The organism is Stappia sp. MMSF_3263 (assembly GCF_030733745.1).
Taxonomy (GTDB): Bacteria; Pseudomonadota; Alphaproteobacteria; order Rhizobiales; family Stappiaceae; genus Stappia.
In genome coordinates this window covers 16052-31362 of sequence record NZ_JASHIK010000002.1, presented here as the reverse complement: position 1 = coordinate 31362, position 15311 = coordinate 16052, and the positions used below count along the sequence as shown (strand labels likewise).

The window sequence follows — 15311 nt, the reverse complement described above, 5'->3', positions numbered from 1 at the left end:
TCGTCCCTCGCCTCAGGCGGTGTAGGTCACGGCTTTCACCGCATCGATGACTTCCTGCACCGACGGCAGTGCCAGCTTCTCCAGGTTGGCCGCATAGGGCATCGGCACGTCCTTGCCGGTTACCCGCAGGATCGGGGCATCGAGCCAGTCGAAGGCCTTTTCCTGCACCTGGTAACCGATCTCCGAGGAGACCGAGCACATCGGATAGGCTTCCTCGACCGTCACCAGGCGCCCGGTCTTCTTCACCGAGGCGATCACCGTGTCGATGTCGAGCGGACGGATCGAGCGCAGGTTGACGACTTCCGCCGAAATGCCCATGCCCGCCAGTTCCTCGACCGCCTTCATGACGTAGGTCATGCCGATGCCCCAGGAGACGATGGTGACATCGCTGCCCTTGCGCTCGATCTTGGCCTTGCCGATCGGAAGGACGAAGTCCTCGACATCCGGCATTTCGAAGGTCTGGCCGTAGAGGATCTCGTTCTCGAGGAAGATCACCGGATTGGGATCGCGGATCGCCGCCTTGAGCAGGCCCTTGGCATCGGCCGCCGACCACGGCTGGACGACCTTCAGGCCCGGAACATGCGCATACCAGGCGGCATAATCCTGGCTGTGCTGGGCACCGACCCGGGCGGCCGCGCCGTTTGCACCGCGGAACACGATGGGCGCACCCATCTGTCCGCCGGACATGTAGAGCGTCTTGGCGGCGGAGTTGATGATCTGGTCGATCGCCTGCATGGCGAAGTTGAACGTCATGAACTCCACGATCGGCCGCAGGCCGGCCATCGCGGCACCGACGCCAAGGCCTGTGAACCCGTGCTCGGTGATCGGCGTGTCGATGACGCGCTTGGGCCCGAACTCGTCCAGAAGCCCCTGCGAGATCTTGTAGGCGCCCTGGTACTCGGCAACCTCCTCGCCCATCAGGAAGACGTCGCCATCGCGCCGCATTTCCTCGGCCATGGCATCGCGCAACGCCTCGCGGACAGTCGACTTGACCATCGGCGTACCCTCGGGAGCATCCGGCTCGGCCGGCACGTCGGGCGCCGGGGCCACCGGAGCTGCCGCAACGGGCGCGGGCGAGGATGGTGCGGCGGAAGCCTCGGCGGCTGGAGCAGGCGCGGCCTTGGGCGCGGCGTCCAGCGCGGACGCATCCTCCCCCTCGCCAAGCAGCAGCGCGATCGGCGTGTTGACCTTGACGTTCTCGGAGCCTTCGGCAACGAGGATCTTGCCCATCGTGCCTTCGTCGACGGCCTCGACCTCCATCGTCGCCTTGTCGGTCTCGATCTCGGCGATCACGTCACCGGCGGCGACGCTGTCGCCTTCCTTTTTCACCCATTTCGCCAGGGTGCCCTCTTCCATCGTCGGCGAGAGGGCCGGCATCAGAATCTCAATCGGCATCGCTCGGTCCCACCGTCAAAGAAGAATATCGGTATAGAGCTCGGAAACGTCCGGCTCCTTGTCGGTCTGCGCGAACTCGGCGGATTCCGCCACGATCTCGCGCACTTCCTTGTCGATGCCCTTGAGGTCGTCCTCGCTTGCCCAGCCATTGTCGAGGATGCGCTTGCGGACCTGCTCGATCGGGTCGTGCTCGGTGCGCATCTTCTGCACCTCCTCCTTCGACCGGTACTTGGCCGGATCGGACATGGAGTGGCCACGATAGCGATAGGTGATCATCTCGAGGATGAACGGTCCCTTGCCCGTGCGGCAATGCTCCAGCGCCTTTTCGCTCGCCGCCATCACGGCGCGCACGTCCATGCCGTCGACCTGCTCGCCCGGGATGCCGAAGGAGGCGCCGCGCTGGGACAGGTCGGTGGTGGCCGAGGCGCGCTCGATGCTCGTGCCCATGCCGTACTTGTTGTTCTCGATCACGTAGATGACCGGCAGCTTCCACAGCTGGGCCATGTTGAAGCTCTCGTAGACCTGGCCCTGGTTGGCCGCGCCATCGCCGAAATAGGTCATCGCGACGGCGCCGTTCTCGCGGTACTTGTTGGCGAAGCCGAGCCCGGTGCCGAGCGACACCTGCGCGCCGACGATGCCGTGGCCGCCGTAGAACTGCTTTTCCTTGGAGAACATGTGCATGGAGCCGCCCTTCCCCTTGGAATAGCCGCCCCGTCGTCCGGTCAGTTCGGCCATGACACCCTTGGGGTCCATGTCCATCGCCAGCATGTGGCCGTGATCGCGGTAGCCCGTGATCATCTGGTCGCCGTCCCTGGCAGCCATGCGCATGCCGACGACAACCGCTTCCTGCCCGATATAGAGGTGGCAGAAGCCGCCGATCAGGCCCATGCCGTAGAGCTGGCCGGCCTTTTCCTCGAAACGCCGGATCAGCAGCATGTGCCGGTAGGCGGCGAGTTCCTGCTCCTTGGTGAAGTCCGCGATCGCGGGCGCCTGTTTGGCTGCCCCTCCCTTCGTCCGGGATGCGCTCCTCGAGCGCCCGCCGGCCGTCTTGCCTGACGTTGCAGCCATGTCCCTCATCTCGCTTTGCGTCCCGTTCGGGACGGCGTTTCCCCTTCAGCAACCTAGCGGAAGGTACCCGAAGGGAAAAGTCAATGAAAGGACGATGTGAGAGGCGATTTCTGCTTGTATCTTATTGACAAAAATAACCAATCGAGAAATTAATTGGTTTCCGGTTAAATCAATGCGTTAAATCGGAATCAGGTTAAATTCACCGATTGCCCTGCGGTCGCAGGATGGCCAGCTCCTGCGGATGGACGAGGTTGAGACCCAGCCGTGCCCGCTCGTCGATCATGTCCGGATCAAGACTTTCCGGACGCAACAGGACGACACGCCGCAACAGCTCCTGACGCTCGGCCCGCAGGGTCGTCAGTTCCTTTTCCAGTGCCGCATAACGATGTTCGATACGGGCTTTGCCGACAAGCCCCAATTCGCCGTTGAGCGCGTGAAACCCGAAATAGGCGACAAGCCCGATGGCGATCGCCGGCGCTGCAAGGCGCTGGCGGATGGTGTGGCGGCGATAGCGTGTGGAATTGAAAGGCACGGTTGCGACCCGACTCGATACAAACAGTTCGATGTACCGACTATCGGATATCAGCCTTAATGGTTGGTTTCCGAACCGGGATCGCCGCAACCGCATGTCCGCCAGGCGCGAGCGCACATGCTCTTGTCAGGCCGCGGCGGTTTCGGCCTCGGCGATGCGCACCAGCTTCAAGAGCACGGCGGCGCTTCCCTTCAGCCGCTGTTCGGCGCTCTCCCAGTCGCGGATGAGCACGACCTTCTGGTCGGGCCGGATCTTCGCCAGGATGCCCTGCTCGGCGATATAGGAGACCAGTCCGGCCGGGTTGGGGAACACGTTGCCCCGGAAGGCGATGACGACACCCTTCGGTCCGGCATCGATCTTTTCCACATTGGCGCGCCGGCACAGGCCCTTGATGAAGACGATCTTCAAAAGGTGATCGACCTCCTCCGGCAACGGGCCGAAACGGTCGATCATCTCCGCGCCGAAGGCATCGATCTCCTCGGTCGTGGCCAGGTCGGCAAGCCGGCGATACAGCGACAGGCGCAACGGCAGGTCGGCGACGTAGCTTTCGGGAATGAGCACCGGCGTGCCGACCTGGATCTGCGGCGACCAAGTTTCCTCGGCTTCCGTGTCGTCGCCGGTCCGAAGCTGGGCCACCGCCTCCTCCAGCATCTGCTGATAGAGCTCGAACCCCACTTCCTTGATGTGACCGGACTGCTCTTCGCCGAGCAGATTGCCGGCGCCGCGAATGTCGAGATCATGGCTGGCCAGCTGGAAACCCGCCCCCAGGCTGTCGAGTGACTGCAACACCTTCAGCCTGCGGTCGGCGGTCGTCGTCATCGTCTTGTTGGCCGGCACCGTGAACAGCGCGTAGGCGCGCGTCTTGGACCGTCCCACCCGGCCGCGAAGCTGGTAGAGCTGAGCCAGCCCGAACATGTCGGCCCGATGCACGATCAACGTGTTCGCGGTGGGAATGTCGAGGCCAGATTCAACGATCGTCGTCGACAGAAGCACGTCGTACTTGCCCTCGTAGAAGGCGTTCATCACGTCTTCCAGCTCGCCGGGCGGCATCTGGCCATGGGCAACCGCAACCTTCACTTCCGGCACCACGTCCTCCAGGAATGCCTTGCGGTCGGCAAGGTCGGAAACACGCGGGCAGACATAGAAGCTCTGGCCGCCGCGATAGCGTTCGCGCAGCAGCGCCTCGCGCACGACGACGGGGTCGAAGGGGGAAATGAACGTGCGAACCGCCAGCCGGTCGACCGGCGGCGTGGCGATCAGCGACAGCTCGCGCACCCCGGTCAGGGCCAGTTGCAGCGTCCTGGGGATCGGCGTTGCCGAGAGGGTCAGCACGTGAACCTCGGACTTGAGCTCCTTCAGCCGTTCCTTGTGCTTGACGCCGAAATGCTGCTCCTCGTCGATGATCAGCAGCCCCAGATCACGGAACGAGATCCCCTTGGCGAGCAGCGCATGGGTACCGATGACAATGTCGACGGATCCGTCCGTGATCCCCTTCTTCGTCGCCGCGAGTTCCTTGGCCGGCACCAGCCGCGAGGCGTGCGCGACATTGATCGGCAGCCCCTGGAACCGGTCGGAGAATGTCTTGTAGTGCTGGCGGGCCAGCAGCGTCGTCGGCACCACCAGCGCCACCTGCCGTCCTGTCATCGCCGCGATGAAGGCGGCGCGCAGCGCGACCTCGGTCTTGCCGAAGCCGACATCGCCGCACACCAGCCTGTCCATAGGCCGCCCCGAGGCCAGATCCTCGAACACCGCATCGATGGCGTTGAGCTGGTCCTCCGTCTCGTCATAGGGAAAGCGGGTCGCGAACTCGTCATAGACGCCTTCAGGCGGGGCGATCGGGGGCGCCGTGCGCAGCGCGCGCGCGGCCGCCGTCTTGATCAAGCCGTCGGCGATCTCCAGGATGCGCTTCTTCATGCGCGCCTTGCGCGCCTGCCAGGCTCCCCCACCCAGCTTGTCGAGCTGCGCCTCGGTGTCCTCCGAGCCGTAGCGCGTCAGCAGTTCGATGTTCTCCACCGGCAGGAACAGCTTGTCGCCGCCGGCATATTGCAGCTCTAGACAATCGTGCGGTGCGCCGGCCGCCTCGATCGTCTTCAGCCCGATGAAGCGTCCGATGCCGTGATCGACATGCACGACGAGGTCGTTCTGCGCGAGGCTCGCCGCCTCGGTCAGGACATTCGCCCCTTTCGCGCGCCGCTTGCGCTGGCGCACCAGCCGGTCGCCGAGGATGTCCTGCTCGCAGACGAGCGTCAGGCCGTCGATCTCGAACCCCTGCTCCACCCCAAGGACGGCGAGTGCGGCCATGCCCTTCGGCAGCGCCCGCGCTGCCGCGTCGGTTTCCACCGGAGCGGCCCTGTCGAGCCCGTGATCGGCAAGCACATGCGAGAGACGCTCGCGCGAGCCCTCGCTCCAGCAGGCGATGACGATCCGGTCGCCGGCCTTGCGCCGCGCCGCTGCATGGGTGGCAAGCGCATCGAAGACGTTGACGTTGCCCGCGCCGCGTTCGGCCGCAAAGCTCCGCCCCTGCCGCCCGTCGAGGGCAACGACTTTCTGGCCCGTTCCCGGCGGAATGTCGAAGGACGAAAGCCGCAGGCTCTCGCCATCGGCAAGACGTGTCGTCCATTCTTCGCCGGACAGATAAAGCGCGTCGGGATCCAGCGGCTTGTACGGCACCGAGCCGCTGCCGCCCGCCTTGCCTTGCGCCTCGACACGCGCCTGATGATGTTCCGCCACCTGGTCGAACCGCTCCCGAACCACCTCGTCGACAGAAGGAGCGAGTACGACCGGCACACCGCCGCAATAGTCGAAAAGCGTCGCCAGTCCCTCGTGGAAGAGCGGCAACCAGTGCTCCATGCCGGCGTAGCGACGGCCCTCGCTGATCGACTGATAGAGAATATCGTCGCGGTCGGTGGCACCGAACCGGGCGACGTAGCGCTTGCGAAAACGCGAGATCGCCTCTTCGGACAGCACCACTTCGCTCATCGCAACGAGATCGAGGTTCTTCAACTGCTTTGTCGTGCGTTGCGTCTCGGTGTCGAAGGCGCGAAGCGATTCCAGCGTATCGCCGAAGAAATCGAGCCGAACGGGCGCCTCCATGCCCGGTGCATAGACGTCGACAATGCCGCCGCGCACCGCATATTCGCCCGTGTCCTGGACGGTCGAGGCACGGGCGAAACCATTGGTCTCGAGCCAGGCGATCAGCTCCGACAGGTTGATGCGGTTGCCGGGACGCGCGCTCCAGCTCTGCGAACGCGCGAAATCCGGCTCTGGCAGGCGCTGCAGTATCGCGTTGACAGTGGTCAGGAGCACGGTCGGCTGCGTCTCTTTGCCCTCGCGGACAAGTCGGCTCAGGGTCGTCAGCCGGCGGGCGACAAGCGCCGGGTTCGGCGAGACCCGGTCATAGGGAAGGCAGTCCCAGGCCGGCAGGTCGAGCACTTCGGCAGCAGGGGCGAAATACGCCAGGCCTTCCTGCACGGCCTGCGCATGCGAAGCATCGCGCGCGACGAACACAAGCGCGAGCCCGGGCTTGGCATCGGCAAGAAGACCCGCCAGCACATAGGCTTCGGCACCGTCCGGCACGCCGGTGACGACCGCATTGCCGCCCTGCAGCGAAAGTTGATCAAACACCGTAAGAGTTCCCGGTCTTAAGCTGAGAAATCGGAGGACGACCCGTCGCCGGCGGTCTTGAACGCCACGACCGACCGATAGATGTCCGTGTCATGCTCCGCCGGCACTGCTACCCGGCCAATCATCCAGTTGAAGAGATCCTGGTCCGGAACGTCCATCAGCCGCTCGAGAATGTCGAGCTTCTCGTCCGGCAGGGACCCTATATGGGCCTTGGCATAACCGCCGAGCAGGATGTCCATCTCCTTCATCCCGCGGTGCTGGCAACGATAAAGGATCCGCTTGCGGCGTGCCTCGTCGCCGGCGACAGTTCCGGTTGCGCTGGCTTCGATGCGTTCGGCCATGATGTGTCCTTCGCGTCTCGTCATTCCGCGCCACGGGCGCCGGACCACTTGTGGATGGCGGGCGGCGGACTTGACAGAACCTTGATGGTGCGCGGGTTATAGCGGTCCCAGCGGGAAACTCAATCCACGCCGGCCGGCGCGTTCCGGCCCCGCCTTGCCACAACACACCGGACAAGTCGCCTTTCCAGCCATGCGCCCCAGCCTCCTCGATCCCGTCTTTGCCCCCGTTTCCGCGCTGCCCGGCATCGGGCCACGCACTGCTGCCAACCTTGCTACGCTGCTCGGCGTCGACGGGGACCGGGAGCCGCATGTGGCAGATCTTCTGTTTCACTTGCCCGGCGGTGTCATCGATCGGCGTCTGCGACCGGGAATCGCCCGTGCTCCGGAAGGCGCGATCGTCACGCTGGAAGTCAGGGTCGATCGCCATCAGGCGCCTCCCCGCTCAAGCCGTGCGCCCTATCGCATCTATGCCCATGACGAGACCGGCGAGATCGCCTTCGTCTTTTTCCATGCGCACACCGCCTGGTTGGAGAAGACCCTCCCGGTCGGAGCCGACCTGATCGTCTCGGGTCGCGTCGAATGGTTCAACGGCCGGCCGCAGATGATCCATCCCGACCACATCGTCGCGGTGGAGGAAGCCGACAGCCTGCCGCTGGTCGAACCCGTCTATCCACTGACCCAGGGGCTTTCCGGAAAGACCCTGCAGAAGGCAATGGCCGAGGCGCTCAGCCGCATTCCGGAACTGCCGGAATGGCTGGACGGGAACCTGATGACCCGCGAGGGCTGGCCGACATTTTCCGAGGCGCTCAAGGCCATGCACAGGCCGGACGAGGAACATGTCGCGCAGACCGGTGGAGGCGAAGGGAACGAAACCTCTCCTGCCCGCTCCCGCCTCAGCTACGACGAGTTTCTGGCCAACCAGCTTGCTCTTGCCCTGGTGCGTCGCTCGATGCGCCAGACACGCGGTATCGCCCGCGTCTTCGACGGCCGCCTGAAGCGGCGCATCCTGGAGGCCCTGCCCTATTCGCTGACGCAGGGCCAGGCCGCCGCGGTCGCCGAGATCGAACAGGACCTGGCGGCACCGACCCGCATGCTCCGCCTGCTGCAAGGGGATGTCGGGGCCGGCAAGACCGTGGTCGCCCTGCTTGCCGTCGCCGCCGTTGTCGAGGCCGGGGCCCAGGCCGGCATCATGGCGCCAACGGAGATCCTGGCCCGTCAGCATTTCGCCTCCCTCGCCCCCTTCTGCGAGGCAGCCGGCATTCGCATGGAAATTCTCACAGGCCGCGACGGCGCGCGGAAGCGCCGGGAAGCTCGCGCCGCACTGGAAGCCGGCGAAATAGACCTTGTCGTGGGGACGCATGCCCTGTTTCAGGGCGATGTCGCCTTCCGCAACCTGGGCCTGGTCGTTGTCGACGAGCAGCATCGCTTCGGCGTTCACCAGCGCCTGACCCTGGCCGCCAAGGGCCAGGGCGTCGACATGCTGGTGATGACGGCGACCCCGATCCCGCGCACGCTGGTATTGACCTATTTCGGCGACATGGATGTCTCGCGTCTTGCCGAGAAACCGGCCGGACGCCAGCCGATCAAGACAGTCACGGTGCCGCTCGAGCGGATGGAGGATGTCGTCGAGCGGCTTCGCGCGGCGCTGGACCAGGGCAAGAAGGCTTATTGGGTCTGCCCGCTGGTGGAGGAATCCGAAAAGTCGGACCTTGCCGCTGCCGAAGAACGCCACGCAATGCTTGTCCAGGTTCTCGGACCGCGCATCGCCTTGGTCCATGGTCGCCAGTCGAGCGACGAGAAGGCGGCAGCCATGGCCGCCTTTCGCGACGGGCCTGCGGGATTGCTCGTAGCAACCACGGTGATCGAGGTCGGGGTCGATGTGCCCGACGCCTCGATCATCGTCATCGAGCATGCCGAGCGTTTCGGCCTGTCGCAACTGCACCAGTTGCGCGGTCGTGTCGGCCGGGGCAGCGAGGCCTCGACCTGCCTCCTGCTCTACAAGTCTCCCGTCGGCGAGACCGCACGCGCCCGACTGTCGATCATGCGGGAAACGGATGACGGCTTCCGCATCGCAGAGGAAGACCTTCGCCTGCGCGGCGAAGGCGAGATCCTGGGCACGCGCCAGTCCGGATCGCCAGGGTTCAGGATCGCGGATGCCGCAACCCAGGCCGACCTGCTTGAAGTTGCCCGAGACGACGCCCGGTTGATTCTCGAGACCGATCCGCAACTCTGCGGGCCGCGCGGGCCGGCATTGCGACTGCTGCTCTATCTGTTCGGTCGCGACGAGGCGATCCGGCTGCTGCGCGCGGGTTGAGGGAACCGGCCCTCATCCGTCTCAGCCGCCCGCCTTCGCCTGCTCACGCGCTTCCGGCACGTTCGGCTCCGCCTGCAACTGCACGAGCTTGTCGTAGTCCGGGCTGACGAGCCCCGCGGAAATCACCAGCTTCGCCGCCTCTTCCACGGTCATGTCGAGCTCGATGACCTCGCTCCGCGGCACATACAGGAGAAATCCGGAGGTCGGATTGGGGGTCGTCGGCAGGAACACCGCAGTGACATCTGCGCCGGCGTGTCCCAGCTTGTGCGCCACTTCGCCGCGCGCGTCGGTGGCGATGAAGACGATCGCCCAAAGGCCGGGACGAGGATACTGGATGATCGCCGCCTTCTTGAAACTGTTCGAGCGCTCCGCCAGAACGGTCTCGAAAATCTGTTTCAGACCGCTATAGAGATTGCGCACGACAGGCATGCGGCCAAGCAGCAATTCGCCATAGGAGAGAAGCGTCCTGCCGGCGATGTTCGCCGTCAGGAAGCCGATGACGACCAGCCCGAGAAAGGCGACGATAAGCCCCACGCCGGGGACGGGAAACGGCAGATACGTGTCCGGGTTGTAGACGGAGGGAATGAAGGGTTTGATCCAGCCGTCGATCCATTGCACGATCGACCATGTGAGATAGGCGGTGATCCCGAGCGGCCCGGCGATGATGAGGCCAGTCAGGAAGTAGTTCCGCAAGCGTGTCATGGCGCCGGGACGTGGAGGTTTTTCCAGGTGCCCGCCATCCGTCGGTTCCGAACTCGTATCGCCCGTCATGTTTGTGTTGTACCTTGCCGTAACTGTCGCCGGGGATTGCCGAAGCGCTTCCCGGCGGGCGCATCCGCCCGTGTCCTGTTGCCCCTGCCACTAGATTGATACTGTAGATGGCTTCTTTGGGGAATTCATTGAAACGAAAAGACCGCCACAATGAATGAAGCTGAACCCGCGCGGCGCAGCGCCCGGGCGAGCCGCCTCCTTTATCGGCTTCTCGGCGGCGCTCTCGTCGCCATCGGCATCGTCGGGGCCTTTCTGCCGCTGCTGCCCTCGACGATATTCTTCATCGGGGCAACCGCCTGCTTCGCGCGATCCTCGCCCGCGCTGGAAGCCTGGCTGGTGGAGCATCCGCTTTTCGGTCCCGGCATTCGCGCCTGGCGGGAGGAGCGCGCGATCCGGCCACGGGCCAAGCTCGCCGCCTTGGCCGGAATGGCGATCGGCTACGTGTTCTTCCTGTCGAGCGCCCGGCCCGGCCTGCCGCTCGCCGTTCTGGTTGCCCTGTTGCTTGGCTGTTGTGCCGCCTATGTCGCAACCCGGCCCTCCGGTGCCGACATGTCCGGCTGACGCCGGAACGCGTTTCACGCCCTGTTTACCACGTGCCTAACAGCCGTCGGCACATGTGACAGCCATCACGGCGGCATTTCCCGACAGGGCGCAAACTCGTCTTATCCCGTCATCCGATCCCGCAAGGACCGAGGACGGTCCAGCAACGTCAATGTGAGGATACGGCAATGACAACGACGCACCTTCAGTTATCGGGAATTGCCACCGCCCGGCCGCCGGATCGGGTCGCCCTTGCCTGGCAGGCCATCGTCCTTCCGCTCCTGCTGGCCATGGCCATGTGGATGGTCGGACAGGCACCGGCCGCGGCCCAGCCCTTTGACTTCGGACGCGACCGTCCGATCGTCATTCCCGAGCGGCCGATACTCTGTGCCCCGCCCCGCGTCATGCGCGGCGGGCGCTGCGTGTCGCCCGACCGCCCGATCCTGTGTCCCCCGCCCCGGGTCATGCGTGGCGGTCGCTGCGAAATGCCCATACGGCCCGCGGTCTGCCTGCCGCCCCGCGTCATGCGCGGCGGACGCTGCGTCCTGCCGGCGCCGGTCATCTGTGCACCGCCGCGGGTGATGCAGGGCGGTCGATGCGTGATGCCCGCGCCGGTGCTCTGCCTGCCGCCCCGCGTCATGCGAGGCGGGCGTTGCGTCAATCCGCCGGTCGTCTGCGCGCCCCCGCGGGTGATGCGTGGCGGACGCTGCGTGATGCCGCCCCGGCCCATCGTCTGCCGTCCGCCGGACGTGCGTCGCGGCGACCGTTGCGTTCGTCCGCAGCGTCCGCCCAGCTGCCGCCTGCCCTACATCTATTCGGCACGCGCGCGTCGCTGCGTCCTGCCCGCGCCGATCCCTCCCTCCGTCGCGCCGCCGGCCGTCTACCCGCCGGTGCAAAGAAGCCCGGCTCCGCAGGACAACATTTCGTGGATCCAGGCCTGCCTGAACGCGGCCGGCTATGATGCCGGGCCGGTTGACGGGCTGACGGGCCGGCGTACCCGCGAGGCATGGTCCGACTTCCGCAGCGACAGCGATCTGGGCGAGGGACAGGCTCCCTTCACGGATCCAGAAACGCTGGCGAAGCTGTTCGATGCCTGCACCCCCGAGGAAGGACCTGCCACACAGGGTGCGGACAACAAGCCGGAAGGCGGCGACACGTCCTCCGGTGGCGACACCGGCGATGCCGAACGGATCGGCGGTGACTTCACCCCGGCTCCTGCCATGTGCGCGACCGGCAAGCTCTACACCATGTTGAGCGCCGAGCAGGAGACCCTCGAGCCTTGCGGCCGGAGCTGCATTCCCGCGCCTGAGGGCATGAGCGAGGAGGACCTCCTCGAACAGCAGGAAAAGCAGGACATTACCTGGTGCAGCTCCTGCGTCTCCGTCGGTACGCTGGGCATGGTCTGCCCGGTCCCGGGAGATGAGGGCGACGACGCGCAAGCGCCTGCCGCCAACAACTGAACACCGGCGACCCGGTGAAACAAAACGGCCGCCCGGACCCTCCGGGCGGCCGTCCTGCATGTGTGGTGACGGTTGCGGCCTGACGGCCGGCCTATTCGACGGTGACAGACTTCGCCAGGTTGCGCGGCTGGTCGACATCCGTCCCCATGAACACCGCCGTGTGGTAGGCCAGAAGCTGGACCGGCAGTGCGAAAACGATCGGGGCGACGAATTCGGGCACGTCGGGAACGACGATGGTCTTCCAGGTCGGGGCCCCGCAGGCGGCCGCGCCCTTTTCATCGGTAATCAGGATCACCTTGCCCCCGCGTGCGGCAACCTCCTCCATGTTCGAGACGGTCTTCTCGAACACGGCGTCGAACGGCGCGATGACAACAACCGGCACGTCCTCGTCGATCAGGGCGATGGGGCCGTGCTTGAGTTCGCCCGCCGGATAGCCCTCCGCGTGGATGTAGGAGATCTCCTTGAGCTTGAGAGCACCTTCCATGGCGAGCGGAAAGCTCGTGCCGCGCCCCAGGTAGAGAACGTCGCGGGCCCTCGCCAGCGGTTGGGCCAGTGCCTCTATCTCCGCTTCCAGCGACAGGGCCCGATTGACCGTGCCCGGCGCCTCGGCGAGCGCACGCACCATCGCCGCAGCCTCCGCCTCGCTCAGGTGCCCGCGCTGGCGGCCGGCGTGGACCGCAAGCGATGCCAGCACGGCAAGCTGGCAGGTGAAGGCCTTAGTCGAGGCAACGCCGATCTCCCGGCCGGCAATGGTCGGAAACACCATGTCGGCCTCACGGGCGATGGTCGATTCAGGCACGTTGACCACGGCCGCCACCTTGATTCCCTGCGACTTGCAGTAGCGCAGGCCGGCCAGCGTGTCGGCGGTTTCGCCCGATTGCGAGATGAACAGCGCCATGTCATTGGGGCGAATGGGCGTCTCGCGGTAGCGGAACTCCGAGGCCACATCGATGTCGACCGGCAGGCGGGCGATCTTCTCGAACCAGTATTTCGCGACCAGACCGGCATAATAGGCGGTGCCGCAAGCGGAGATGATCAACCGGTCCAGTCCCGCGAAATCGACGGACATCCCGTTGGAAAACGCCGGCTTCATGCCGGAAAGGTCGAGATAGCGCGACAGCGTATGACCGATGACCTCCGGCTGCTCGTGGATCTCCTTGGCCATGAAGTGCCGGTAATTGCCCTTGTCGATGGTCAGCGACACGGCCTGGGACGAAATGACGGCGCGCTCGACCGGTTCGTTGCGCGCGTCGAGGATCTCGCAGCTCTCACGGGTGAGGACGACCCAGTCTCCCTCCTCCAGATAGGCGATCTGGTCGGTAAACGGCGACAGCGCGATGGCGTCCGACCCCAGATACATCTCGCCCTCGCCATAGCCGACAGCCAGCGGCGAACCGCGGCGGGCGCCGATCAGCAGGTCGGGATGATCCTCGAACAGGAAGGCCAGCGCAAAAGCGCCCTTCAGCCGGGGCAGGGTTCGGGCCACGGCGTCCCTCGGCGAGGCTCCGCCGGCGATTTCGCGGGACACCAGATGCGCCACCACCTCGGTATCCGTGTCGCTTGCCAGCCGCGAGCCGGAGGAAACCAGGTCCTCCCGCAGTTCCAGGTAGTTCTCGATGATACCGTTGTGCACGACCGAGACGCCGGGTGCCGTGTGCGGATGCGCGTTCGCCTCCGTTGCCGCGCCATGCGTCGCCCAGCGGGTGTGGCCGATGCCGGCAAGACCGGCGACGGGCGCGCGTTCCAGCTTTTCCTGGAGATTGCGCAACTTTCCGGCCGCGCGGCTGCGCAACAGCTTGCCCCCGTCGAGGGTCGCGACGCCGGCCGAATCGTATCCGCGATACTCAAGCCGCTTGAGAGCGTCGACCAGAAGCCCGGCAACAGGCTCCTTTCCAAGAATACCAACAATTCCGCACATGTATGACTGTCTCCACCATCCGGTGCCGTGACACCAGAGCCCCCGCGTCTCGCCGGGCGTTCCCCGGCACACCCATAGCGAACACAGGCCCCGCCCGCACAATCAAAACCTGTTTCACTTCGTGACACGGAATTGCAAACAAACCAGAAAGAGCCGCAATTCCGGTAAAATCCGCCTTGTGCCCCTCGCTTTCGCCCTGAACTTTAAGGCTTGTTAACCCTGTTTGACGTTTCCTAGAAACAGGATGGATCAGATTGGGGTTGGCAGCGTGAAACCGCTGAAGACAGGCAACAGGAACGCCCCCTCGCAAGGCCGGGCGGATGCGCGCTGGATCGCCCTTTGGGGCGGTGGCGCCATGCTGTTTGCGCTTGTCGGAATTTCCTCGATGTTCCTGTCCCCCACTCCCTTGCAGCCCGGTACGCGGATCGTGGGCCGGGCCCTTCCCCAGCAGGGAGATGTCCGAACGACGGCCTCCATCACTCCGCGTGGCCCGGAAGGGATCGAGATCTACCCCTCCAGTGGCGGCGTCGAGGGCGAGCAGGCACGCCGTGCGCTCAAGGCGGAAATGGAAACCTTGCGCCGCCAGGTCGCGGAACTGCGCCGTGCCATGTCCGTCATGCAGGAGCGCAATGCCATGCTGAGCGCGGGCCCGCGCGAGGACGGTGCGGACGCGCATCCCGGCATCGCCCCTGCCGGGGACGCAACGACGGAACAGGCCGCCGCACCCGATGTCAGCGACGATATCGACGCGGCCGTCGACGCGCGCGCCGGAGAGCCGAGACCGGTCGAGACCTTGCCGGCGCCCCCTGCCCGTCATCAGCAATCCCGGACGGCCCCTCGGGCAAATCCGTCTTCCACCGTCGATACACGCACCGCCGACCGACGCAGGATGGTCGAGGAATCACTTCCCGAAGCCCTGCGAAACCCGGTGCGCATCGTTGCGGCGCCAGGCATCGAAGCTCCGGCCAGCGTCGCCTCGATCCCCCAAGGATCGGCGCCGGTGCCTGCCGCCAAAGAAAAACCACTGCTCTCCATTACCGGGGCGGCGGGCCGCATCGCGCTTGAAAGCGCCGACAGGATCGAGCGCACGGACTTTGCCATCGACCTTGGCACCTATCCTTCCGCGGCCGAGGCGGAAGCGGCCTGGAACGAGCTCAAGACGACGCAGAACCAACTGCCACAGACACTTGAAACCCGTATTATTGACGAGGCGGACGGGTCCGTTCACCTATTCGCCGGCCCTTATCCGAACGCGGCCGATGCCGCCGCCGCTTGCGTTTATCTGGGAAGCGGGGCTATCACCTGCAGGCCCGTGACCTACCCGCGCGCGGTCGCCGCCAGCCGGTAG

At 65.5% G+C, this 15311-nt stretch carries 11 protein-coding genes; 4 read left to right on the top strand and 7 right to left on the bottom strand.

All coding sequences use genetic code 11. The features are described 5' to 3' along the window. Positions 1 to 12: 12 nt before the first annotated feature. The 5 genes from RBB46_RS02985 to RBB46_RS02965 all read right to left on the bottom strand — a co-directional run bounded on the left by RBB46_RS02985 (position 13) and on the right by RBB46_RS02965 (position 6960). Complete coding sequence (locus tag RBB46_RS02985) at positions 13 to 1395, bottom strand: pyruvate dehydrogenase complex E1 component subunit beta (RefSeq protein WP_306027385.1); 1383 nt, start codon at positions 1393 to 1395, stop codon at positions 13 to 15. A gap of 15 nt (positions 1396 to 1410) precedes the next feature. Next, positions 1411 to 2463 (bottom strand): pyruvate dehydrogenase (acetyl-transferring) E1 component subunit alpha, encoded by a 1053-nt coding sequence (gene pdhA / locus RBB46_RS02980; protein WP_306027384.1) that lies wholly within the window; start codon positions 2461 to 2463, stop codon positions 1411 to 1413. A gap of 199 nt (positions 2464 to 2662) precedes the next feature. Continuing rightward, on the bottom strand, positions 2663 to 2995 hold the full coding sequence (locus tag RBB46_RS02975) for a septum formation initiator family protein (RefSeq protein ID WP_306027383.1): 333 nt from the start codon (positions 2993 to 2995) through the stop codon (positions 2663 to 2665). Between the two features lie 126 nt (positions 2996 to 3121). Next, on the bottom strand, positions 3122 to 6619 hold the full coding sequence (gene mfd / locus RBB46_RS02970) for a transcription-repair coupling factor (RefSeq protein WP_306027382.1): 3498 nt from the start codon (positions 6617 to 6619) through the stop codon (positions 3122 to 3124). 17 nt (positions 6620 to 6636) lie between these two features. Beyond that, positions 6637 to 6960, bottom strand: coding sequence for a succinate dehydrogenase assembly factor 2 (locus RBB46_RS02965; protein WP_306027381.1), 324 nt, complete (start codon positions 6958 to 6960; stop codon positions 6637 to 6639). A gap of 190 nt (positions 6961 to 7150) precedes the next feature. Between RBB46_RS02965 and recG the strand changes: the two genes are divergently transcribed. Further along, on the top strand, positions 7151 to 9274 hold the full coding sequence (recG, locus tag RBB46_RS02960) for an ATP-dependent DNA helicase RecG (RefSeq protein ID WP_306027380.1): 2124 nt from the start codon (positions 7151 to 7153) through the stop codon (positions 9272 to 9274). A gap of 21 nt (positions 9275 to 9295) precedes the next feature. Here recG and RBB46_RS02955 read toward each other — a convergent pair whose 3' ends face one another. Beyond that, positions 9296 to 9976 (bottom strand): DUF502 domain-containing protein, encoded by a 681-nt coding sequence (locus RBB46_RS02955; RefSeq protein ID WP_306027379.1) that lies wholly within the window; start codon positions 9974 to 9976, stop codon positions 9296 to 9298. A 219-nt stretch (positions 9977 to 10195) separates the two neighbouring features. Between RBB46_RS02955 and RBB46_RS02950 the strand changes: the two genes are divergently transcribed. After that, positions 10196 to 10606: a YbaN family protein gene (locus tag RBB46_RS02950; RefSeq protein WP_306027378.1), complete on the top strand. Its 411-nt coding sequence runs from the start codon at positions 10196 to 10198 to the stop codon at positions 10604 to 10606. A gap of 167 nt (positions 10607 to 10773) precedes the next feature. Beyond that, complete coding sequence (locus RBB46_RS02945) at positions 10774 to 12045, top strand: peptidoglycan-binding protein (RefSeq protein ID WP_306027377.1); 1272 nt, start codon at positions 10774 to 10776, stop codon at positions 12043 to 12045. A 91-nt stretch (positions 12046 to 12136) separates the two neighbouring features. Here the strand turns inward: RBB46_RS02945 and glmS are convergent, their stop codons facing one another. Then, the gene (gene glmS / locus RBB46_RS02940) at positions 12137 to 13963 is read right to left on the bottom strand and encodes a glutamine--fructose-6-phosphate transaminase (isomerizing) (RefSeq protein ID WP_306027376.1); all 1827 of its coding nucleotides are present in this window, start codon (positions 13961 to 13963) and stop codon (positions 12137 to 12139) included. 244 nt (positions 13964 to 14207) lie between these two features. Here glmS and RBB46_RS02935 point away from each other — a divergent pair, with 244 nt between their 5' ends. Then, positions 14208 to 15311, top strand: coding sequence for an SPOR domain-containing protein (locus tag RBB46_RS02935; protein WP_306027375.1), 1104 nt, complete (start codon positions 14208 to 14210; stop codon positions 15309 to 15311).

Bases quoted from the DNA above. Each gene is read 5' to 3' on its own strand.
- RBB46_RS02985 (WP_306027385.1), bottom strand. From the start codon at position 1,395: ATGCCGATTGAGATTCTGATGCCGGCCCTCTCGCCGACGATGGAAGAG.
- pdhA (WP_306027384.1), bottom strand. From the start codon at position 2,463: ATGGCTGCAACGTCAGGCAAGACGGCCGGCGGGCGCTCGAGGAGCGCA.
- RBB46_RS02965 (WP_306027381.1), bottom strand. From the start codon at position 6,960: ATGGCCGAACGCATCGAAGCCAGCGCAACCGGAACTGTCGCCGGCGAC.
- recG (WP_306027380.1), top strand. From the start codon at position 7,151: ATGCGCCCCAGCCTCCTCGATCCCGTCTTTGCCCCCGTTTCCGCGCTG.
- RBB46_RS02955 (WP_306027379.1), bottom strand. From the start codon at position 9,976: ATGACACGCTTGCGGAACTACTTCCTGACTGGCCTCATCATCGCCGGG.
- RBB46_RS02950 (WP_306027378.1), top strand. From the start codon at position 10,196: ATGAATGAAGCTGAACCCGCGCGGCGCAGCGCCCGGGCGAGCCGCCTC.
- RBB46_RS02945 (WP_306027377.1), top strand. From the start codon at position 10,774: ATGACAACGACGCACCTTCAGTTATCGGGAATTGCCACCGCCCGGCCG.
- glmS (WP_306027376.1), bottom strand. From the start codon at position 13,963: ATGTGCGGAATTGTTGGTATTCTTGGAAAGGAGCCTGTTGCCGGGCTT.
- RBB46_RS02935 (WP_306027375.1), top strand. From the start codon at position 14,208: ATGGATCAGATTGGGGTTGGCAGCGTGAAACCGCTGAAGACAGGCAAC.